19 protein-coding genes are annotated in these 20,606 nt (G+C 73.9%); 12 read left to right on the plus strand and 7 right to left on the minus strand.

What is annotated here, in order from left to right; translation table 11 throughout:
- Nucleotides 1–36: 36 nt before the first annotated feature.
- From ACWCYY_RS33785 to ACWCYY_RS33800, 4 genes are all read left to right on the plus strand, one after another.
- Nucleotides 37–924, plus strand: coding sequence for an alpha/beta fold hydrolase (locus tag ACWCYY_RS33785; protein WP_449798187.1), 888 nt, complete (start codon nt 37–39; stop codon nt 922–924).
- Between the two features lie 77 nt (nt 925–1,001).
- Complete coding sequence (locus ACWCYY_RS33790) at nt 1,002–1,298, plus strand: hypothetical protein (RefSeq protein WP_345279377.1); 297 nt, start codon at nt 1,002–1,004, stop codon at nt 1,296–1,298.
- A 37-nt stretch (nt 1,299–1,335) separates the two neighbouring features.
- Nucleotides 1,336–2,499: a glycosyltransferase gene (locus tag ACWCYY_RS33795; RefSeq protein WP_449798188.1), complete on the plus strand. Its 1,164-nt coding sequence runs from the start codon at nt 1,336–1,338 to the stop codon at nt 2,497–2,499.
- 4 nt (nt 2,500–2,503) lie between these two features.
- Nucleotides 2,504–3,247 carry an SAM-dependent methyltransferase gene (locus ACWCYY_RS33800; protein ID WP_449798189.1) on the plus strand — a complete coding sequence of 248 codons (744 nt, stop codon included), beginning with the start codon at nt 2,504–2,506 and terminating at the stop codon, nt 3,245–3,247.
- Nucleotides 3,248–3,446: 199 nt separating this feature from the next.
- Here the strand turns inward: ACWCYY_RS33800 and ACWCYY_RS33805 are convergent, their stop codons facing one another.
- The 7 genes from ACWCYY_RS33805 to ACWCYY_RS33835 all read right to left on the minus strand — a co-directional run bounded on the left by ACWCYY_RS33805 (nt 3,447) and on the right by ACWCYY_RS33835 (nt 10,549).
- Nucleotides 3,447–4,325 carry an aminoglycoside phosphotransferase family protein gene (locus ACWCYY_RS33805; RefSeq protein WP_449798190.1) on the minus strand — a complete coding sequence of 293 codons (879 nt, stop codon included), beginning with the start codon at nt 4,323–4,325 and terminating at the stop codon, nt 3,447–3,449.
- Nucleotides 4,326–4,402: 77 nt separating this feature from the next.
- On the minus strand, nt 4,403–5,602 hold the full coding sequence (locus tag ACWCYY_RS33810) for a glycosyltransferase family 4 protein (protein WP_449798191.1): 1,200 nt from the start codon (nt 5,600–5,602) through the stop codon (nt 4,403–4,405).
- A 4-nt stretch (nt 5,603–5,606) separates the two neighbouring features.
- Nucleotides 5,607–6,815: an ABC transporter ATP-binding protein gene (locus ACWCYY_RS33815; protein ID WP_345289541.1), complete on the minus strand. Its 1,209-nt coding sequence runs from the start codon at nt 6,813–6,815 to the stop codon at nt 5,607–5,609.
- On the minus strand, nt 6,805–7,701 hold the full coding sequence (locus ACWCYY_RS33820) for an ABC transporter permease (RefSeq protein ID WP_380148730.1): 897 nt from the start codon (nt 7,699–7,701) through the stop codon (nt 6,805–6,807). Before ACWCYY_RS33820 ends, ACWCYY_RS33815 begins: the two co-directional genes overlap by 11 nt.
- A gap of 169 nt (nt 7,702–7,870) precedes the next feature.
- On the minus strand, nt 7,871–8,518 hold the full coding sequence (locus tag ACWCYY_RS33825; RefSeq protein ID WP_345289539.1) for a thiol:disulfide interchange protein DsbA/DsbL: 648 nt from the start codon (nt 8,516–8,518) through the stop codon (nt 7,871–7,873).
- Nucleotides 8,519–8,615: 97 nt separating this feature from the next.
- Entirely contained in the window at nt 8,616–9,380 is a 765-nt protein-coding gene (locus ACWCYY_RS33830) for a slipin family protein (RefSeq protein WP_345289538.1), read from the minus strand.
- 104 nt (nt 9,381–9,484) lie between these two features.
- Nucleotides 9,485–10,549, minus strand: coding sequence for a glycosyltransferase family 4 protein (locus tag ACWCYY_RS33835; protein WP_345289537.1), 1,065 nt, complete (start codon nt 10,547–10,549; stop codon nt 9,485–9,487).
- Nucleotides 10,550–10,900: 351 nt separating this feature from the next.
- On the opposite strand from ACWCYY_RS33835, the gene ACWCYY_RS33840 reads away from it, so the two are divergent.
- The 8 genes from ACWCYY_RS33840 (at nt 10,901) to ACWCYY_RS33875 (ending at nt 20,407) form a co-directional block, all read left to right on the plus strand.
- Nucleotides 10,901–12,025: a glycosyltransferase family 4 protein gene (locus tag ACWCYY_RS33840; RefSeq protein ID WP_345289535.1), complete on the plus strand. Its 1,125-nt coding sequence runs from the start codon at nt 10,901–10,903 to the stop codon at nt 12,023–12,025.
- A gap of 239 nt (nt 12,026–12,264) precedes the next feature.
- Entirely contained in the window at nt 12,265–13,995 is a 1,731-nt protein-coding gene (locus tag ACWCYY_RS33845) for a tyrosine-protein kinase family protein (RefSeq protein WP_380148728.1), read from the plus strand.
- Nucleotides 13,992–15,092, plus strand: coding sequence for a glycosyltransferase (locus tag ACWCYY_RS33850; protein WP_380148726.1), 1,101 nt, complete (start codon nt 13,992–13,994; stop codon nt 15,090–15,092). The genes ACWCYY_RS33845 and ACWCYY_RS33850 overlap by 4 nt, the downstream gene beginning before the upstream one ends.
- A gap of 46 nt (nt 15,093–15,138) precedes the next feature.
- On the plus strand, nt 15,139–16,197 hold the full coding sequence (locus ACWCYY_RS33855) for a GNAT family N-acetyltransferase (protein ID WP_380148724.1): 1,059 nt from the start codon (nt 15,139–15,141) through the stop codon (nt 16,195–16,197).
- Nucleotides 16,197–17,696 (plus strand): hypothetical protein, encoded by a 1,500-nt coding sequence (locus tag ACWCYY_RS33860; RefSeq protein ID WP_345289530.1) that lies wholly within the window; start codon nt 16,197–16,199, stop codon nt 17,694–17,696. Before ACWCYY_RS33855 ends, ACWCYY_RS33860 begins: the two co-directional genes overlap by 1 nt.
- Entirely contained in the window at nt 17,683–18,882 is a 1,200-nt protein-coding gene (locus tag ACWCYY_RS33865; RefSeq protein ID WP_345289528.1) for a DegT/DnrJ/EryC1/StrS family aminotransferase, read from the plus strand. The genes ACWCYY_RS33860 and ACWCYY_RS33865 overlap by 14 nt, the downstream gene beginning before the upstream one ends.
- A gap of 208 nt (nt 18,883–19,090) precedes the next feature.
- Nucleotides 19,091–19,534, plus strand: coding sequence for a large conductance mechanosensitive channel protein MscL (mscL, locus tag ACWCYY_RS33870; RefSeq protein WP_345289527.1), 444 nt, complete (start codon nt 19,091–19,093; stop codon nt 19,532–19,534).
- 246 nt (nt 19,535–19,780) lie between these two features.
- A complete protein-coding gene (locus tag ACWCYY_RS33875; RefSeq protein WP_345289526.1) occupies nt 19,781–20,407 on the plus strand; it encodes a DUF6643 family protein in 627 nt (208 codons plus the stop codon).
- The last annotated feature ends 199 nt before the right edge of the window (nt 20,408–20,606 follow it).

Below are 20,606 nucleotides of genomic sequence, written 5' to 3' on the forward strand. Positions count from 1 at the left end.
GGCACGGGGTGGGCGCGCTGTGTGAGGGTGCCTGCCATGCCTACCTTCAGCTCCTACGACGGGACCGCGCTCCACTACGAACTCCTCGGCGAGGGGCCGCCCTTGCTGGTGCTCCCGGGCGGCCCCGGGATGGACCTGCGCTACCTGGGCGGGCTCGGCGGCCTGACGGACCGTCGGCGGCTGGTTCTGCTCGACCCCCGGGCCACCGGCCGTTCGGCGGTACCGGCCGACCGGGGCACGGTGGCCTTCACCGAGCAGGCCCGGGACGTCGAGGCGCTGCGCGCGCACCTCGGCCTGCCGGCGGTCGACCTGCTCGGGCACTCGGCCGGCTGCCTGGTCGCCCAGGAGTACGCGGCCGCCCACCCCGGTCGGTTGCGGCGGCTGGTCCTGGTCACCCCGGTGGGGCGGGCCGCCCGGGAGCCGGACGAGGCGGAGCTCGCGGAGCTGCGGGCCGCCCGCTCCGGCGAGCCCTGGTACCCGGACGCCGCCGAGGCCCACCGGCTGCTCACCGGGGGCGGGCTCACCGGGGAGGCGGCGGCCGAGTCGGGGCGGCGGACGCACCCCTTCTCCTGGCACCACTGGGACGACGCCCGGCAGGCCGAGCACCGCCCCGAGCACGGCTCCCCGCACGCCTGGCTGCGCGCCGCCTACTACGCGGGCGCGGCCACCCCGGCCGACGAGGAGCGGCGGCTGGCACGGCTGGGGGCGGTACGGGCGCCGGTGCTGGTGCTGGCCGGGGCCTCCGACGGCCTGATCGGCACCGCCCCGGCCCGGGCGGCGGCCGCGCTCTACCCGCACGCCCGGCTGGAACTGATGGACCGTTCGGGCCACCGGCCCTGGGTGGAGGAGCCCGGCCGGTTCGTGGAGCTGGTCGCGGGCTTCCTCGACTTGCCCGATCCGGCAGACTTGAACACGTTCAATTAATCTGCCACGCTGGCGGACGACGACGGTGCCGACCGTCGCGGACCGGGGGGGTGGGCACGGTGGGGCTGATCGCTGGCGTGATTCTGTTCGTGGTGATCCCGGGGGTGTACTTCCTGGCCCCCGCCTACATGGCGGGCCTGCTCGCGGTCGTGCTCACCCGTCGACTGCCCTGGTACCTGCGGGTCCTGGCGATGCTGGTGCTCCCCGCCCTGAGCGCGCTGCTGTGCCGGACCCTGGTCGAGGGCTTCGGAGTCGCCCGCACGATGACCGGCACCGTGATCGCCGGCCTGCTGGTCTCCCTGGCCGCCCTCCAGTGGGAGGACCGGCGAAGGGCACGGCACCCGGCAGCGGTCGCCCGTCCGGCGGTGCGGTGACGCTCGGCGGGCAGGGGCCGGTGGCAGACTGGCGAGGGTGACGGTGCTGCTGTGGGTCTCGGTGGTGTCCCTGGCCTCCTGGGTGTGGCTGACGGTGGGTCAGGGGTTCTTCTGGCGGACCGACCAGCGGCTGCCCCGGCGGGTGGAGCCGGAGCGGTGGCCCTCGGTGGTGGTGCTGGTGCCGGCCCGGGACGAGGCCGAGGTGCTCCCGGAGTCACTGCCGAGCGTGCTGGCGCAGCGGTACCCGGGGTCCGCCCGGGTGGTGCTGATCGACGATCACAGCACGGACGGCACGGGCGAGCTGGCGCACCGGCTGGGCGCGGCGGGCGGGCTGCCGCTGACCGTCACCACCCCTCCCCCGCTGCCGGCCGGCTGGACGGGCAAGCTCTGGGCCCTGCGGCACGGGGTCGAACTGGCCGACGAGGCCGATTACCTGCTGCTGACGGACGCGGACATCGCGCACGGCCCGGACTCGCTGGCCGCACTGGTCGCCGCCGCCGAGGGGCACGGGCTGGACCTGGTCTCGCAGATGGCCCGGCTGAGGGTGGTGACCGGCTGGGAGCGGCTGGTGGTGCCGGCCTTCGTGTACTTCTTCGCGCAGCTGTACCCCTTCCGGTGGAGCAACCGGCCCGGCTCCCGTACCGCGGCCGCGGCCGGGGGCTGTTCGCTGGTGCGGCGCGAGGCGCTGGAGCGGGCCGGCGGGATCGCGGCGATCCGGGGGGCGGTGATCGACGACGTCTCGCTGGCGCGGGCCGTGAAGCGCGGCGGCGGACGGACCTGGCTGGGGCTGGCCGAGCAGGTGGACAGCGTCCGGCCGTACCCGGAGCTGGGGCAGCTGTGGCGGATGGTGTCGCGCAGCGCGTACGCCCAACTGCGGCACTCGGTCTGGCTGTTGGCGGGGACGGTGGTGGGGCTGGCACTGGTGTACCTGGTGCCGCCGGTGGCCCTGCTGGCCGGCGGCGGGCTCACCGCGCTGTGCGGCGGCCTGGCCTGGGCCCTGATGACCGGGACCTACCTGCCGATGGTGCGGTACTACCGGCAGCCGGTGTGGGCGGCGCTGCTGCTGCCGTTCACCGCACTGCTCTACCTGCTGATGACGGTGGACTCGGCGGTGCAGCACTGGCGGGGGCGCGGCGCGGCGTGGAAGGGCCGCACCTACGGCAAACCCCTGGCGGCGGACGAGCAGGCACGGACAGACTGAGCCGATGGACCCTCGCATGCGCTTCCGGATCGCCCACTCCCACCACCCGATCGCCGCGCCGCTCTCCGACGAGTCGGTCGAGCGGCTCCTCGCCCGGGCGCTGCCGGCCCGGGACGGCCGGCTGCTGGACCTGGGCTGCGGCGAAGGGGCCTGGCTGCTGCGCGCCCTGACGGCCCGTCCGGGGCTGCGGGCGGTCGGGGTGGACCTGGACGACGCGGCGCTGGGGCGGGCGCGGGAGCGGGCGGAGGCGCTCGGGGTGGCCCGGCGGATCGGGCTGCACCACCGGGACGTGCGCAAGCAGGTGGCGGAGCAGCCGTTCGACGTGGTGCTGTGCGTCGGCACCGAGCACGCCTTCGGCGGGGTGGAGCTGACCCTGGAGGCCGTCGGGGAGCTGCTGCGGCCGGGCGGGGTCGCGCTGCTCGGCGTCTGTTTCTGGGAGCGGAAGCCCGAGGCCGCCGCACTGAAAGCGCTCGGCGTGCCCGCGAGGGAGTACACCGACCTGCCCGAGCTGGTCGCCCGGATCACGCGGGCGGGCTGGGCCCCGATCGACGCCCACGTCTCCTCGCAGGCCGAGTGGGACGCCTACGAGTGGTCCTGGACCGGCTCCCTGACGGAGTGGGCCCTCACCCACTCCGAGCACCCGGACGCCGCTGACGCCCTGGCGACCGCCACCGAGCACCGCGACGGCTGGTTGAACGGCTACCGCGGCACCCTGGGCTTCGCGACACTGCTCCTGCGCAGGGCGTGATCCCGGGGGCGCGGGGGGAACCGCAGCACCCTCGGGCTGGCGAAGGTGGTCACCCCGGGGGCGCGAGGAACTGCGCGCGGGGGAACGGCAGCACCTGCAACTGGCTGACGGTGGATCAGTTGCCGATGAGCCGCCTTCCGACCCGCGCAGTTCCTCGCGCCCCCGGCAACACCACGTACCTCCCTCGCGCCCTCGCCGGTCACGCCAGCACTTCGGCCACCGTCCGGCGGGCGATGGTGGCCAGGGTGGGGTTGGTGGTGCGGTAGTGCGCCCAGGCGGGGAGGGCGAAGGCGAGGGCCCAGCCGCGGGCGCGGAGCCAGGTGGCGTCGTCGGGGGCCGCGGCGGCGCGGAAGGCCGGGCGGGTGCCGGCGTCGAGCAGGGCCCAGGCGGGAAGGAGGTCGCAGGCGGGGTCGCCGACTCCGCCGCAGCCGAAGTCGATGACGGCGGTGAGGCGGTCGTCGTGGGCGAGCAGGTTGCCGGGGAGCAGGTCGCCGTGGGTCCAGACCGGGGGGCCGTCCCAGGCGGGGGCGGCGAGGGCGTCCTCCCAGTCGGCGAGGACGGCGGCCGGGTCGACCAGGGCGCCGATGGCACGGACCGCGCCGCAGACCTCCTCGTCGCGGGCGGACAGCGGCCCGGCCCGGTAGCCGGCGGGGCCACCTTCCGAGGGGACGTCGCGCAGGGCGGCGACGAAGGCGCCGAGGGAGCGGGCGACGGGGGCGAGGTCGGCGAGGGGGTGGTCGAAGAGGTTCGCCCCCGGGAGCCAGCGCTGGACGGACCAGGGGTGGGGGAAGTCCGGGACCGGCGCGCCCAGGGCGACCGGGGCCGGGACGGTGAGCGGGAGGTGCGGGGCGAGCCGGGGCAGCCAGTGCTGCTCCTTGGCGACGTCCGGGACCGCACCGGGGATGCGGGGCAGCCGGACCACCAGCTCCTCGCCGAGCCGGTACATCGCGTTGTCGGTGCCCGAGGAGCGGACGGGGGTGATCGCGAGCCCGGCCCAGTGCGGGAACTGACCGTCGATCAGTCTCCGCACCAGGCCGGGGTCGGTGTCGAACTCGTCCGGGTTCATGCGTGTGCCCATGGGCCCATCCCAGCCGCCGGGGCGGGCCCGCGTCCAACGGATTCCCGCCGCCGGCCGAAGCGCCGGCCGACGGGCCGTCAGCGGCCGAGCATCCGCAGGGCGGTGGGCTTGCTGTACTCGAACCTGGTCATCTGCTCCAGGTCGCGGAACCAGCTGGACGGCCCGGGCGGGGTGGCCAGGACCTCGCGGTAGAGCTCCTCGAAGGCGGTGGTGATGCTGTCGAGGGAGAACCGGCCGACCACCCAGTCGCGGCCCCAACTCCCGAGCGAGGCGCGGAGTGCGGGGTCGTCGAGCAGTGGCCGGAGCTGGGTGGCCAGCACCTCGGGGCGGCGGGTGCCGTCGCCGAAGCCGTACATGCAGCGGGAGGCGTGCGGCTCGACCAGCGGGCCGGGCTCGTGCAGGGCGGTGTAGCCGTCCGCGCCGTGCACCACCACGGGCTTGCCGAAGGCGAGGCCGCGCAGGGCGGAGCCGCCCATGCCGAGGACCACGTCGGCGGCCTGGTAGGCCGGTCTGGGGTCGGCCAACTGCCCGGGGACGAGCACCGCCTGACGGCCCAGGTCGCCGTTGACCTCGTCGGCCACCGCGCGCATCCGGTCCAGGCTGGGGCCGGCGCCGACCACGACCAGCCGGACCCTCGGGTCGGCCAGCTCGCGGACGGCACGGGCGGTGAGCAGCGCGCCCTCGTCCTTCTCCAGGTCGGGCACCATCCGGGTGACGATGGAGAGCAGCAACTCGTCGTCGGAGATGCCGTGTTCCTTGCGGAACTCCTCGCCGTCCACCACCCCGGGGGCGTCGGTGAGGGTGTTGACGGGGGGTTCGATCAGCCGGACGTCCCGGTGGCCGAAGGCCCGCCCCTCCCCCATCATCGCGCCGAGGCCGAGCACCAGGGGCTGATGCCGGGGCAGGCCGCGCAGCATCCGGATGCCGTAGAAGGTGGTGACCACCGGGATCCGGCCGAGGCGGCCGGGCCCGAAGAAGGAGTTGCGGGCGGCCCGCACCTCCCAGGCGTGCACCAGCTGGCTGCCGTGCTCCTCGGCGACCCGGGTGAGCCGCTGCCGGACCACCCGGTTCGGGGTGTCCGGGCCGCCCTCGACGACCAGTTCGAGGTCGTGCGAGGCGGCCAGTTCGACGAGTGGTGCGGGGCCGTCGATGCCCTGGGCGAACAGCACCGGGTGGTGCCCGCGGTCGCGCATGGTGCGGGCGATGTCCACGGCGTTCAACTGGGCGCCACCCAGCGCCAGGTTGTTGAGGTGGACCAGGACCCGGAGACCGGTCACCGGCTCACTCCTCCCAACGGTGCGGGACGAAGACCGGCGCGGCCAGCACCACGGCGCGCGGCGGGGTGTCGAGCATCGGTCCGAAGACGTCGAACTGGCCCACGGAGTGCCAGCTCATGAGCGTTCCGCCGTCGGTCTTGCCGATGCTGTACACGCCCGCCCAGAGAGTGTAACGGCCGCGCGGGAGCGGCAGGTTGGGGATCACGCAGGCGACGTGGTGGTCCTCGCCGTTCAACCGGATCTCGTGGCTGATCTGGAAGATCGGGCTGGAGGTGCCCTCGCTGACGCCGAGGTGCAGGGTGGCGTCGCCGCGGTAGTCGCCGCCGAGGGTGAGCTCGACGGTCATCGGCTCGTCGGTGGTGAGGTTCTCCCGGCCCTCGCCGACCATCGCGTGCTTGAGCAGCTGGAGCGGCTCGCCGACCCGGGCGGTGGCCTCGGACTGGGCCTCGATCGAGTCCCGGTACCCGGCCAGCGCGTCCTTGATCCCGGCGTCCACCCGGACGGTGCCCTGCTCCAGCCAGATGCCCCGGCGGCAGATCGACTCCACCGCAGGGAGGTCGTGCGAGACGAAGACGATCGTGGTGCCCTGCTCGGCCACCTCGCGCATCCGGTCCAGGCAGCGCTGCTGGAAGACCGCGTCGCCGACCGCGAGCACCTCGTCCACCAGCAGCACGTGCGGCTCCAGGTACGCGGCGACCGCGAAGCCCAGGCGCATCTGCATGCCGGAGGAGTAGTACTTCACCTGACGGTCGATCGCCCCGCCGAGCCGGGCGAACTCCACGATGTCGTCGAACCGTCCGGCCACCTCGCGGCGCTTGAGGCCGAGCAGCGCGCCGAACAGGTAGATGTTCTCCCGGCCCGTCAGGTCCGGGTGGATGCCGGCCCGGATCTCGATCAGCGCGCCGATCCGGCCGCGCACGTCGATCACGCCGCCGTACGGGTACATGACCCGGGTGAGCATCTTCAGCAGGGTGGACTTGCCGGAGCCGTTGGAGCCGATCAGGCCGACCGCCTCGCCCGGCTCGATGTGCATGTTGATGTCACGCAGCGCCCAGCGCCAGTCCTCGCCCTTGCCGCCGCGCAGCTTCCGGGTGACCTGCTCGACCTTGTCGCGCAGCAGCATCCGCTGCTGGTCCGCCTTGAACCGCTTCCACACGTGCTCGGTGCGGACGGTGCCCAGGGGGAGGTTCTTGGTCATCAGCTCACGCGACATCGGCGATCCCCGTCTCCAGCTTCTTGAACACCAGGTAGCCGCCGCAGAGCACGACCACCGAGCTGACCGCGGCGATCCCGGTCAGGGTGAGGTCGGGTGCCTGGCCGTGCAGCAGCGCCCGCCGGTAGCCCTCGATCACCGCGCCCAGCGGGTTGAAGGCCACGTAGACCTCCTGGAGCTTCTGCGGGATCTGCGAGAGCGGGTACGCGACCGGGGTCGCGAACACGCCCATCTGCGTGATGATCGGCAGCAGGTGCCGGACGTCGCGCAGGTAGACCACGGCCACCGAGAGCACCAGCGCCACGCCGTAGGTGAACGCCAGCTGGATCAGCAGCAGCGGGAACACCCAGAAGAAGGTGGCGGCCGGCGCCGTCCAGAAGGCCAGGAAGAGCAGGCCCAGCACGCCGATGCCGATCAGCATGTCGACGCTGGCGACCAGCATGGTGGCCAGCGGGAAGACCTCGCGCGGGCAGTAGACCTTGTTGAGCAGGCTGAGGTTGTTGGCCAGGCTCAGCGCGCCCTGGTTCATGGTGTTGCTGAAGAACTGCCAGACGATCAGGCCGACGTAGGCGAACAGCGGGTAGGCCACCCCGCCGGTGTCGATCTTGACCGCCCGCTGGAAGACCAGCGTGAAGATGGCGCACAGCGCCAGCGGCGTGAGCACCGCCCAGGCGAAGCCGAGCACCGCCTGCTTGTACCGGGCGCGCAGGTCGCGCTCGGCCAGGGCGCGCACCAACTCGCGTGCCCCCAGCAGCTCCCGGGCCACCTGGGCCGGTCGGAGCCGCCGCTTGAAGACCAACTCGGGCGGGGGACCCTCGGCCCCCGGCCGCCGGGCCTCAGTCTGGTTTTCGCGCTGATCGAGGACCTGCGCGCGTTGTCCCCCCACGGAACCCCGCCTTCTCCGGTGCCGAGTGATACCGGCCGCCGCCAGGGGAGTTCCCCGGTCCGGTTCGGCCGCAGCGCACACTCTGGCACAGAGTGTGCGAGGCAGGGGGCGGATCCGTGAAGAAGAGCCGGGACGGTGACCGTCCCGGCTCTCGACGCACTGCTTCCGGTCAGTCGACCAGGGCGTCCAGGGCGGCGGGCATGCCCTCGACTCCGCCGTTCTTGCTGGGCTTGGCCCGGTCGCCGTTGACGAAGACGGTGGGGAGCTCGTCGACCTTGTACTTCGCCATCAGGCCGGAGGCGGCCTCGGTGAGGTCGCGCACCTCGGCCGAGCGGTAGGCTGCCCGGAACTTCTCGGCGTCCAGCCCGACCGTGCCGGCCCAGGCCGTGGCGGTGTCCTCGGTGATGACGTCCTGCTCGTCCACGTTCACCGCCTTGAAGGCGGCCACCTGGAACTCGTCGACCTTGCCGAGCTTCTCCAGGGTGTAGTACAGCCGGGCGTGGCCCTTCTGGACCCGCTCCTCCGGCGCTCCGGCCCAGACCGCCGGCACCCGGCGCAGCGTCACGTCCGAGGCGTGCTTGGCCGACCAGCGCTCCAGCGGGAGTTCGAGCTGCCGCGAGTGGTAGCAGTCGTACCAGAAGAACTCGACGGCCTCCTGCTTGACCGCCCGGATCGGGCCCGGGTTGTCGACCCGGCCGACGTACCCTCCCTCGTGCGGCACCTCGGGGGCTGCGGTGGCCTGACCGGCCGTGACGGGGGCGGCGAGCAGTCCGGCGGCGGCGGTGGCCAGGACGGCGGTGCGGATGAGCTGCTTCACGTGGGCCGATGCTTCCAGCCCGCGGGAGGAGCGGCGAGCCGACGGGCCGTCCGGGCGGATTCTTCGCCCGGACGGCCCAACCGCCGGTGACGGGCCGTCAGTCCCGCGGCTCCGGGCGGGCGGCGGCCTGCTCGAAGAAGCGCAGCAGCTCGACCGGGAAGGGCAGCACCAGGGTGGAGTTCTTCTCGGCCGCCACCTCGACCACGGTCTGGAGCAGGCGCAGCTGCATCGCGGACGGCGTCTCGTCCATCTGCCGGGCCGCGTCGGCCAGCTTGGCGGCCGCCTGGAACTCGCCGTCGGCGGTGATGATGCGGGCCCGCCGCTCCCGGTCGGCCTCGGCCTGACGGGCCATCGAGCGCTTCATCGAGTCGGGCAGCGCGACGTCCTTGATCTCCACCCGGTCGATGTGCACGCCCCAGCCGGTGGCCGGGCTCTCCAGCATCAGTTCGAGGCCGTGGTGCAGGCCCTCGCGGCCGGAGAGCAGGTCGTCCAGTTCGCTCTTGCCGATGATCGAGCGCAGCGAGGTCTGCGCCACCTGGGACATCGCGAAGGCGTAGTTCTGCACGTCCACGGTGGCCCGGACCGGGTCGACCACCCGGAAGTAGACCACCGCGTCCACCCGGACGGAGACGTTGTCCCGGGTGATGCCCTCCTGGGCGGGCACCGGCATGGTGACGATCTGCATGTTGACCTTGCGGATCCGGTCGATCACCGGGACCAGGAGGGTCGGCCCCGGCGGCCGGGGCTCCCCCGAGACCCGGCCGAGCCGGAACACCACGCCGCGCTCGTACTGCTGGACCACCCGGACGCTGGAGAGCAGGGCCACCAGGCCCAAGCCCACCAGGATCGCCAGGACTGCCATGACGTCCTCCCCGTCTGCGGCCGCCGCACTGGCGGAACCGCCGGGTCAGTATGCGCGCGGGCCCGGCCGCACGACAGGGGTGCGACGGCGGTCTTGACGGATCGTTAGCGCCGCCGGGCCACCTGGTGGACGAGCTGCTGCCAGGCGTCGGTCACCACGGCCAGGTCGAAGCGGCCCAGGGCGTGCTCGCGGGCGGCCTTGCCGAGCGCGGCGCGGTCCCCGCCGAGCACCCTGCCGAGCGCCTCGGCCAGCGCCGCCGGGTCGCCCGGGCGGGCCAGTGCACCGGTGGTGCCGTCCAGCACCACGTCGCCGACCCAGCCCACGTCGGTGGCGGCGATGGGCAGTTCGGCCAGCGCCGCCTCGATCAGCACCCCGGGGACGCCCTCGCTGTCGCTGCTCAGCAGCAGCGCGTCGGAAGCCCGGTAGAGCGGGGCCGGGTCGGTCAGGCGCCCGAGGAAGTGGGCACGGGGGTGGGGCTGGTAGCTGCCCTTGAGCGGGCCGTCCCCGGCGACGGCCAGGTGGACGTCGGGGAGCCGGTCGAGCGCGGCGAGGGCCACGTCGAGACGCTTCTCCGGGGCGAGCGCACCGATCCACGCGACCAGCCGGCCCTCGGCGGGAAGCCCCAGCTCCTTGCGGGCGGCGGTCCGCTCGGCCTGGTCGGCGGCCGGGCGGTAGCGGTCGGCGGCGCGGCCGTTCGGGATGGTGCGGACCCGCTGCGCGGGCAGCCGGAAGCGCTGCAGCAGGACGTCGCGGGCGCCGTCCGAGATCGCCGAGACGGCGGCGGCCCGGTGCAGGAACGCCGCCACCCGCAGGCGGCGGGCCGGGCTCGCCGTCCAGTGCCGCGGGTCGCCGATGTTGACGTAGACGAACGGGGTCGGGGAGCCGAACAGGCCCACGGCGCAGGCCTGCAGGGTGCTGGAGCCGTGGGCGATCACCACGTCGCTGGTGCGGGCCGCCTCGCGCAGCGCCCGCAGCGTGCTGGGGTGGTAGCGGGACGGGCCCAACGGCGGGGCGTCGTGCGGCGCGGGGGCGTCGACGTGCGGCTGCAACGAACGCAGCGTGGACGGCACCCCCCTGCGCAGCAGCTCCCCGTGCAGGTCCCGCGCCAGGTTCTGGGCCCCCCGGCCCCGCGGGTCAGTGACCAGATGCAACACCCTCGGCTCAGCCATGGCGCCCAACCTGGCACATGCCGCACGTCTCGCACGGGCGTTTCGCGAAGAAACGGTGAAAGGTGATCCCGGGGGCGCGGGGCCCTGCTGATCGGCGGCTCCGCCGCGGGGCGCGCAGGGGAACGGCAGCACGTGCAACTGGCTGACGGCGGTTCAGTTGCCGGTGGGCCGCCTTCCGATTCGCGCAGTTCCTCGCGCCCCCAGAGGCGTAGCCACTTCCGCCGCGCCCCCGGGTGCTTCGGTTCCCAGGGTGTTCACAGTATGGGGATTCGGTGGCGGTGGGCGGGTCTGGCCTGGGATGCTGACCGCCTGTCAGTGTTTGGGTGGGGGGCCACTGTGCATGTGCTCTATGTGATCGACAGCGTGAGCCGGATCGGCGGAGCCGAGCAGGGCCTGGTCGCGATGGCGCCGCAGCTGGTGCGGGCCGGGGTGAAGCTGGACGTGGCGTACCTGCGGCCGTCGCCGGGCGGGTTCCAGCCGGAGCTGGCCGCGGCGGGGGCGGAGGTGTTCGGGGTGCACGCCTCGGGCCGGGCCGGTGAGTACGCCGCGCTGCGGCGGCTGCTGCGCGACCGCCGCCCGGAGTTGGTGCACACCACGCTCTACGAGTCGGACGTGCTCGGCCGGGCCGCGGCGCTGTCCACCCGGACGCCGGTGGTCTCCAGTCTGGTGAACTCCTCGTACGGGCCGGAGCACCTGCACGCCCGGGGCCTGAGCCCGTGGAAGGTGCGGGCGGCCCAGGCGGTGGACGCCACGACCGCACAGGGGACCCGCCGGTTCCACGCGCTGACCCGGCACGTGGCCGAGGTGATGGCCCGTCGGCTGAAGGTGAATCCGGAGCGGATCGACGTGGTGCCGCGCGGGCGGGACACCGAGCTGCTGGGCACGGTGAGCCAGGAGCGGCGGGACGCGGTGCGGGCCGGGCTGGAGCTGTCGGACCACACGCCGGTGGTGCTGGCGGCGGCGCGGCAGCAGTACCAGAAGGGTCTTGACGTGCTGTTGGAGGCCTGGCCCGCCGTACGGGCCGGGCAGCCGGAGGCGGTGCTGCTGCTGGCGGGCAGCGCGGGGTCGGAGACGCCGAGGCTGCGGGAGCTGGCCGGGGTGGCGGGCAACGTGCGGTTCCTGGGGCCTCGTTCGGACGTCTTCGACCTGATGGCGGCGGTGGACGCGTTCGCGGTGCCGTCGCGCTGGGAGGGGCTGGGCAGCGCGGCGATGGAGGCGATGGGCGTCGGGGTGCCGCTGGTGGCCGCGGACGTGGCGGCGCTGCGCGAGACGGTGGGGTCGGAGGACTACGGGCTGCTGGTGCCGCCGGAGCGGCCGGCCGCGCTGGCGGCGGCGCTGGCGGAGACCCTGGAGGACCGCTCCGCGGCGCAGCTGCGGGCGAAGGCGGCCCGGGCCCGGTTCCTGACCAAGTTCACCCTGCCTCAGGTCTGCGGGCAGATGGTCGAGTTCTACGAGAGATCGCTCGGGAAGCGCTGAGGAGAGGGGCGATTCTCGGTCCCCGGACGAGATCGCGCATCAGATTGGCGAAAGTGCTTGCGCCGCACGTCAGGTGCCGCAAGCATCGTGCCCGGGGAGACGGGTCCACGCTGGGGGGCGGGGCCCGCGCCGCTGCACGCCACCAGGCGAGCGGCCAGCAGACCGTGCGGAGCCGACCCGGACCCGACCCGGGCCGGTCGGCGCGGCGCATGCACCACGAACGCGAGGGGATCCAACCGGTGGAACCGGCCAACCACTTCACCGTACTGCGACGTTACTGGCGACTGCTGGTCGGCTGTACGGTGGCCGCCTTGATCATCGGGCTGCTGCTCACCCCGACGGGCGACACCGTCGACAACGGGAAATGGCAGTGCAAGGTCGCCATCACCCCGGTGGCCGGGGCCGGCGAGGCGGTCCGGGCCGACCAGGTGCTCTCGTACGCGGCCGGTTCGGACGTGTCGACGGCCGCCGCGAAGACGCTCAACATCACCGACGTGGCCGGTCTGGTGGCCCGCCGGAAGGTGGCGGCGGCCTCGCCGACGATGCTCGAGTTCACCGTCACCGGGCCGACCAGCAAGAGCTGCGTGGAGACCGCCGGGGCGTTCGCCGAGGCGACCATCAAGGGCTACAGCCAGGAGACCGCGAAGAGCGCGAGCGAGTCGATCAAGCGGCTGGAGGCGCAGCGCGCCACCCAGCAGGACCAGGTCAACAAGCTCCAGCAGGAGTTCTACAGCGCCAAGCCGGCCGACCAGCCCAAGCTGGACCCGCAGTTGACGGCCGCTCGGAACTCGCTGACCAAGACCCTGACCGCGATCAGCGACCTGCAGGCCGTCAGCCAGACCGACGCCGTCCAGCAGTGGGGCTCGATCGACGCCAAGGAGCTCGGCGGGAACCTGCTGACCTCGCCGAGCCGGGGCCTGCGGCTGACCCTCGCGGTGGTGCTCGGCCTGGCGCTCGGCGTGGTGGCCGCGCTGATGCTCAGCCGGATGGACACCCGCCTGCGCACCCGCAACGGCGCGGAGGAGGCGTTCAACCTCCCGGTGATCGGCGAGATCCCCTACCTCTCCACCCGTCTGCGGCGGCTGCGCGACCCGCTGGTGGTGGCCCGGCCGTCCGATCCGGGGGCCGAGGCGTTCCGCTCGCTGCGCTCGACCCTGCTGCTGACCGGCCCGCCGGCGCTGGCCGCGCAGCTGGCCGACGGCAACCTCAACCCGGCCGAGCTGGTCTCCCGGCGGCTGGCCCAGCCCGCCCCGGTGATCCTGGTGATGTCCGGCCGCAGCGGCGACGGGCGCACCACCACGGTGGCCAACCTGGCGGCGGCGCTGGCCGAGACCGGTCGCGAGGTCCTGGTGCTGGACTGCGACTTCCGGCACCCGAAGGCGCACGAGCACTTCGGGGTCGGCGACGGCCCCGGCATGGCCGAGCTGCTGAGCGGCGAGCAGCTGCCCGAGCTGGACGACCTGATCCGGCGGACCAACGTGGACGGCGTGCGGCTGATCACCGGTGGCAACACCACGGCCTACCCGGCCGCGCTGGTGCTGCGGGCCGGCGAGGTGCTGCGCCGGGCCCGGCGGCACGCGGACGTGGTGCTGATCGACAGCTCCCCGCTGCTGCACGCCAACGACGCCTACGACCTGGTGCAGCACGCCGACGCGGTGCTGGTGACCATCAAGGCGGGCAACGTGACGCCCGAGCAGGCGGACCGGGTCAGCGAGTTGCTCTCCCGCACCGGCGTGCCGGTGGCCGGTGTGGCGCTGCTCGGCACCATCGGCCCGTCCGGCCGCCGCAAGCGGGACGGGCTGGCCGCCCAGGCGTCCGCCGTGCCCGGGGCCGCACCGGCCCCGGCGGCTCCGGTGCCCCCGCAGGAGCAGCGGGCCGAGGGCCCGCGCCACCGGTCCTCGCCGTCCTGGGCCCGGCGCGGCCCGGAGCCGGTGAACGAGGCGGCCTGGCAGGAGGGCGAGGACCGGTGACCGACCAGGGGGGGAAGGTCCGGGTGCTCTGGCTCGCCAAGGGGCTGGGCCGGGGCGGCGCCGAGCAGCTGCTGGTCAACTGCGCCCGGCACGCCGACCGTTCGCGGTACGAGGTCGAGGTGGCCTACGTGCTGCCGTGGAAGGACGCCCTGGTGCCGGCCCTGGAGGCGGCCGGGGTGACGGTGCACCTGCTCGGGCCGGGGCGGCGCTGGCCGCTGCGGCTGCGGGCGCTGCTGCGGGCCCGCCGGTACGACCTGGTGCACTCGCACATGCCGGTCCCGGCCGCCGCCGCCCGGCTGCTCACCCTGGGCTCCCGGCGGCCGGTGCTGGTGCACACCGAGCACAACGTCTGGGAGCGGTACCGCCGGGAGACCCGCTGGGCCAACTCCCTGACGTACAAGCGCAACCGCGCGGTGGTGGCGGTCTCGCACGCGGTGGCGGCGAGCATTCCGGCCGCCCGGCGGCGGCCCGGTGACTTCGTCACCGTGGTGCACCACGGGCCGGACCTGGGCGGCGCGGCGCGCGGCCCGGCGGCCCGGCGGGCGGCCCGGGCCGAACTCGGGCTGCCGGAGGGGGCGTTCGTCCTCGGCACGGTGGCCAACATGACGCCGAAGAAGGACCAGGCCACCCTGCTGGCCGCGTTCGAGCGGCTGCGGCAGGAGCGGCCCGAGGCCCGGCTGGTGCTGATCGGCTCCGGGCCGCTGGAGGCCGAGCTGAAGGCCGCGGCCGGCGAGGGTGTGGTCTTCGCCGGCTCCCGGCCGGACGTGCCGGAGCTGCTGCCGGCCTTCGACGCGTTCACCCTGAGCTCCCGTCAGGAGGGGCTGCCGGTGGCGCTGATGGAGGCGATGACCAGCGGGCTGCCCTCGGTGGTGACCAGGGTGGGCGGGATGCCGGAGGTGCTGGACGACGGCGTCGAGGGCTTCCTGGTGGAGCCGGCCGACCCGGCGGGCCTGGCGGCGGCCTTCGGGAAGCTGGCGGCCGACCGGGGGCTGCGCGAGCGGATGGGCGAGGCCGCCCGCGGGCGCTCGGAGTCCTTCGACGTGGCGGGCGCCCAGCAGGCCGTCGAGCGGGTGTACGAGCGGGTGCTGCGGAGCTGAACCTCGCCCCGCCGCCCTGCCCCTCCGAGAGGAAGACCGAACCATCGTGAGCGCGAGCCCCGAGCAACTCCGGGACGACGCCGTCGAGTTGAGCTACCGACCGCTGGACGGGGCGGACACCCCCGCGGTGCTGGAGCTGCTGACCGCATCGCTGGCGGGCGGCCCCACCGGGACCCGCAGCGCCGACTTCTTCGCGTGGAAGCACCACCGCAACCCCTTCGGGGCCAGCCCCGGTCTGGTGGCCGTGACGCCCGGGGGGCGGATCGTCGGGGTGCGGCTGTTCCTGCGCTGGGAGTGGCGGGCGGTGGACCGGGTGGTCCGCGCGGTGCGCCCGGTGGACACCGCCACCCACCCGGACTTCCAGGGCCGGGGGATCTTCCGCCGGCTCACCACCGAGCTGCTGGAGCAGGTCTCCTCCGAGGCCGAGCTGGTCTTCAACACGCCCAACGGCAACAGCCTGCCCGGCTACCTCAAGATGGGCTGGCAGGACCTGGGCCAGGTGCCCGTCTCGCTGCGGATCGCCCGGCCGCTCTCCTTCGCCAGGGGCGCGCGGGCCGCGCTGGCCCGCAAGGCCGCCGCCACCGGGCCGGTGGTCTGTCCGCTGCCCACCGCCGCCGACTGGTTCGGCTCCGGCGCACCGGACGGCCTGGCGGAGCTGCTGCGCGAGCGGGCCGGGGCGGACGCCTCGGACGGCCGCCTCGCGGTGGCCCGCACCGAGCCCTACCTGCGCTGGCGCTACGGCGACGCGCCCGGGCTGGACTACCGGGTGATGACCTGTCACCGGGGCGGCGAGCTGGCCGGGGTGGCCTTCGGCCGCCCCCGGCGGCGCGGCCCGCTGGTGGAGTTCACCCTCGCCGACGTGATCGTCCGCCCGGGCGACCGGCGGGCGGCCGCCGAGCTGCTGCGGGCCGCCGCCCGCTCCGGAGGCGACCACGTGGCGACCCACCTCGCGGCCGGCACCGAGGCGGCCGCGGCCGCCCCGCGCTCCGGCTACCTGCGGGCGCCGCGCACCGGCATGCGGCTGGCCGCCCGCACCCCGGCCGGGGCGGTGCCGCCGGAGCTCGGCGCCTGGCGGTTCAACCTCGGTGACCTGGAGGTCTTCTGATGCTCCGGCAGGCGCTGCGGTCGCCCGTCGTGCCCTGGTCGACCCTGGTGGCCGGCGGGCTGGTCTGCACCTACGTCACGGTCTTCGTGTTCACCATGGTGCACACCAGCTACGACACCTGGGGGGCGCTGCTGGTGCTGCCCGCCCTGATGGCGATAGGGACCCCGATCCTGGCCCGGGTGGCCGCGAACAACCCGCAGCCCAGGGTGTTCCGGCTGCTGATGCTGGCCATGGCCCTCAAGCTGCTCTGCGCGTTCCCCCGCTACCTGATGGCCTTCGTGCTCTACGGCGGCGCGGCGGACGCCAAGATGTACCACCAGAAGGGCAGCGAGCTCGCCTACTTCCTGGACACCGCGGACTTCTCGGCCGGCATCCACTACGACCTGGGCATGAAGGTGGCCGGCACCGGCTTCATCATCATCGTCACCGGGGTGGTGTACGCGATCACCGGCCCGTCCCTGGTCGGCGGCTTCCTGGTGTTCTCCTGGCTGGGCTTCTGGGGGCTGCTGCTGTTCTGGCGGGCGCTGCAGATCGCCTTCCCGGAGGCGGACACCCGGCGCTACGCCAAGCTGGTCTTCTTCCTGCCCTCGCTGCTGTTCTGGCCGTCCAGCATCGGCAAGGACGCCTGGATGATGTTCTGCCTGGGCCTGACCACCTACGGGGTGGCCAAGCTGCTGAGCCGTCAGTTCGGCGCCTTCGTCTTCATCGGGCTGGGCTCGCTGGGCACCGCGATGGTCCGTCCGCACGTCACCGTGCTGGCCGGCGCCGGGCTCACCGTGGCGTACGTGCTGCGCAAGCGGCCCAAGGAGGTCAGCGCGCTGGGCCCGCTGCGGATGGTGGTCACCGTGGCGGTGCTGGGCGCCATGGTGATGCTGATGCTGCAACAGGTGAACACCTTCTTCGGGACCTCCGGGCAGGGCGGCGGCGACGCCGTCAACCAGGTGCTCTCGGAGACCTCGAGACGCACCTCGCAGGGCAACTCGATGATCAACGCGCCGGCTCCGGAGGACGCCGCACCGGCCTTCAGCCTCAATCCGGCCGGTCTGCCGATGGCCGTGGTGAGCGTGCTGTTCCGCCCGTTCCCGTTCGAGGCCTCCAACATCCAGAGCCTGTTCCAGTCGGTGGAGTGCTTCGCGCTGCTGGTGATGTTCATCCGCGGCTGGCCGCGGATGCGCCAGCTCCCCCGGCTGTTCCTGAAACGCTCGTACATCGCGTACGCGCTGGTCTACACCCTGCTGTTCTGCTGGGCCTTCTCCACCATCAACAACCTGGGCATCCTCTCCCGCGAACGGGTCCAGGTGCTCCCGCTGGTGCTGGTGCTGCTCGCCGTCCCGCTGCCGGAGACCGACCGGGCGGCGCCGCGCCGCCGGGCCCGGGCTCCGGTCTGGCGGGTGCAGCCCGGCCAGTGGGGCACCGTGCCCGTCGCCGCCCCGGCCCGTTCCGAAGCCGCGCCACCACCTCGACCCTGGGGGGATCGAACCGACCATGACCACCACTGACACCGCAGCGCCCGCCTTCCTCGGCGGCACTCCCGCCTTCCCCGACGGCCTGCCGCTGACCCGCGTCCAGGTGCCGGACCGCGAGGGCCTGCTGGCCCGGCTCGGCACGGTGCTGGACAGCGGCATGCTGACCAACGGCCGCACCGTGGCCGAGCTGGAGGAGCGGGCCGCCGAACTCCTGGAGGTGCCGCACGTGGTGGCGGTCTCCAACTGCACGGCCGGCCTGATGCTGGTGCTCCAGGCCGCCGGGGTGGGCGGCGGCCGTCCGGTGCTGATGCCGGGCTTCACCTTCTCGGCCACCGCGCACGCCGCGCACTGGGCGGGCGGTACCCCGCTGTTCGCCGAGGCCCGCGAGCAGGACATCACCCTGGACCCGGCGGACGCCGAGGCCCGGCTGAAGGCGGCGGACGACCCGGCCGCCCTGATGGCCACCCACGTCTACGGCACGCCCTGCCAGACCGAGGAGATCCAGCGGATCGCCGACGCGGCCGGGCTGCCGGTGGTCTACGACGCCGCGCACGGCTTCGGTTCCAAGCGCAAGGGCGTCCCGGTGGGCAACTTCGGCCTGGCCGAGGTGTTCTCGATGAGCCCGACCAAGGTCGCGGTCGCGGGTGAGGGCGGCCTGGTGGCCACCCGGGACGCGGCGCTGGCCAAGACCCTGCGCACCGGCCGGGACTACGGCAACCCCGGTGACTACAACACGCTCTTCCCCGGCCTGAACGCCCGGATGAGCGAGCTGCACGCGGCCGTCGGCCTGACCTGGGTCGCCGGGCTGCCCGAGCGGGTGGCCCACCGGGGCGCGCTGGTGGCCGAGTTCGCCCGGGCCACGGCCGGCCTGCCGGGCCTGCGGCTGGCGCTGCCGGAGGAGGGCGACGTCTCCACGTTCAAGGACCTCACCATGATCCTGGACGCCGAGGCCTTCGGTCTGACCGCCCTGCAGCTGGCCGCCGCGCTCAAGGCCGAGGGCATCGACACCCGGCGCTACTTCCACCCGCCGGTGCAGCGCCAGCAGTCCTACGCCCACCTCGGGCAGGCGGACGCGCTGCCGGTCACCGACCGGCTGGCCGACTCGGTGCTGACCGTCCCGCTCTGGACCCACATGGACGCCGCCACCGTGCGCCGCACCGCCGAGGCGGTGGCCCGGATCCAGCCGTATGCGGAGCGCCTGCGCGCCGCCGGGATCTGACCTCCGGTCAGCCCGCCCACCCACCCGCCCGGGGCCGCCACGGCCCCGGGCGGGTGTGTTTTCGGGCCTCGCACACCGGTGCCCCGGTTACGCGGATCAGGTGAACTGGCTTGGACCACACGGGGGTTGAAGGGTCACAATGGCCAATCGGGCCCGCCGTGCACGGCGCGTGCGCCCCCTCTCCCCCTTCAACGATTTGGAGTTCCCGGTGTTCAAGGGATTCCGCAGCTTCCTGCTGCGCGGAAACGTGGTGGACCTCGCGGTCGGCATCGTGATCGGCGCGGCCTTCACCGCCGTGGTCACCGGCTTCGTCACCGCCTTCCTCACCCCGCTGATCGGCGTCGCCACCGGCGCGGTCGGCGACTACAGCAAGCGCACCTTCGAGGTCGGCGGCACCAGCTTCCCCTACGGCGGCTTCCTGAACGCGCTGATCGGTTTCGTCCTGGTCAGCGCGGTGATCTACTTCGCCGTGGTGGTCCCGGTCGGCAAGCTCCAGCAGCGCTTCGAGCCGGTCAAGGACGTGCCGGTGCCCAAGACCGACTGCCCGGACTGCCTGAGCTCCATCCCGGCCGCCGCGGTGCGCTGCGCGCACTGCACCTCCGAGCTGGCCGGCCGCCCCGGCTTCCCGATCCAGGCACTCTCCACCCGCTGACGGGGGCTCACGCCACCAGACACGCGCCCCCCGGTTCACCGGGGGGCGCGTGCTGTCGGTCGGCCACGGAGTGTTCGCCCCTCGTTCGACACTCCGTCAGCTCCCGGAGGTGGCCGGAAAGCGGCGTCGAAATGTCCGATCATCACACTTTCGAGCGAGTTGTTCCGGAGAAGAGTACGTAAACACTGGAACTCCTACGCCTCTCACTCTCCTCAGCAGGCACATTGTGGGCTTACGGTATGCCCCATGACCTCGCCCCGCTCCTACGACGGAGTCGGCTACCCCTCTCCGTCCTTCAGCTCCGGCACGCCCATCTACGACAGCCTGGTCGCAGAGCGCGGTGTCCCGCAGATCGCCCCCATCAATGTGCCGGCCGCCCTGCCGCCGGCCTCGTCGAGCTACGGCTACGGAACCAACTACGGCTCCACGTACGGGAGTACGGGCTTCGACAGCCCGGGCGGCAACCTCCCCGCGCTGCCCCCGGCCCGGCTCGCCCTGGGCCCCGGCCCGAGCAGCAGCGGCCCGGCCACCCAGTACATCCCGGCCCAGCCGACCCCTGCGGTCTACACCTCTCCGCAGCCCCAGGTGCCGGGTTACGGCCAGACCGGCCAGCTGCCGCAGCAGCGCCCGGCCGGCGGTCCCAGCCCGGCCTTCCAGCAGTACCAGCCGCAGGGCTACGCGACGGCTCCCCAGATGGCCAACCAGGGGGCGTACGCCGGAGCACCGCAGGGCTTCGCCGGGGCCGCCTCGGTCCCGCAGGGCTTCCCGGACCAGAGCTTCGGCGGCAACCAGTTCCGCCCGGCCGCCCCGGTCCGCCCGGTGGCGCAGCAGCCCCAGTACCCGCAGTCCGGCTACCAGGGGAACGCCTACTGAGCCGTACCGCTCCACCTGCGTCCACGATCCGGGGGGATCGGGACCGAGCAGGGCACGACGGTCGTCCCGAGGGGCCGCCCGGACCACACCGGTCCAGGCGGCCCCTCGGCGTATGCGGCCTGTGGGCTGCGCCTCCGGGCCGAAGGCCCCAGGGGCGCGAGGAACTGCGCGAGTACGGAAGGCGGAGCGGCGTGAGATT

The sequence above is a fragment of the Kitasatospora sp. NPDC001664 genome (assembly GCF_053596675.1).

Bases quoted from the DNA above. Each gene is read 5' to 3' on its own strand.
- ACWCYY_RS33785 (WP_449798187.1), top strand. From the start codon at position 37: ATGCCTACCTTCAGCTCCTACGACGGGACCGCGCTCCACTACGAACTC.
- ACWCYY_RS33800 (WP_449798189.1), top strand. From the start codon at position 2,504: ATGGACCCTCGCATGCGCTTCCGGATCGCCCACTCCCACCACCCGATC.
- ACWCYY_RS33805 (WP_449798190.1), bottom strand. From the start codon at position 4,325: ATGGGCACACGCATGAACCCGGACGAGTTCGACACCGACCCCGGCCTG.
- ACWCYY_RS33815 (WP_345289541.1), bottom strand. From the start codon at position 6,815: ATGTCGCGTGAGCTGATGACCAAGAACCTCCCCCTGGGCACCGTCCGC.
- ACWCYY_RS33830 (WP_345289538.1), bottom strand. From the start codon at position 9,380: ATGGCAGTCCTGGCGATCCTGGTGGGCTTGGGCCTGGTGGCCCTGCTC.
- ACWCYY_RS33835 (WP_345289537.1), bottom strand. From the start codon at position 10,549: ATGGCTGAGCCGAGGGTGTTGCATCTGGTCACTGACCCGCGGGGCCGG.
- ACWCYY_RS33860 (WP_345289530.1), top strand. From the start codon at position 16,197: ATGCTCCGGCAGGCGCTGCGGTCGCCCGTCGTGCCCTGGTCGACCCTG.
- ACWCYY_RS33865 (WP_345289528.1), top strand. From the start codon at position 17,683: ATGACCACCACTGACACCGCAGCGCCCGCCTTCCTCGGCGGCACTCCC.
- ACWCYY_RS33875 (WP_345289526.1), top strand. From the start codon at position 19,781: ATGACCTCGCCCCGCTCCTACGACGGAGTCGGCTACCCCTCTCCGTCC.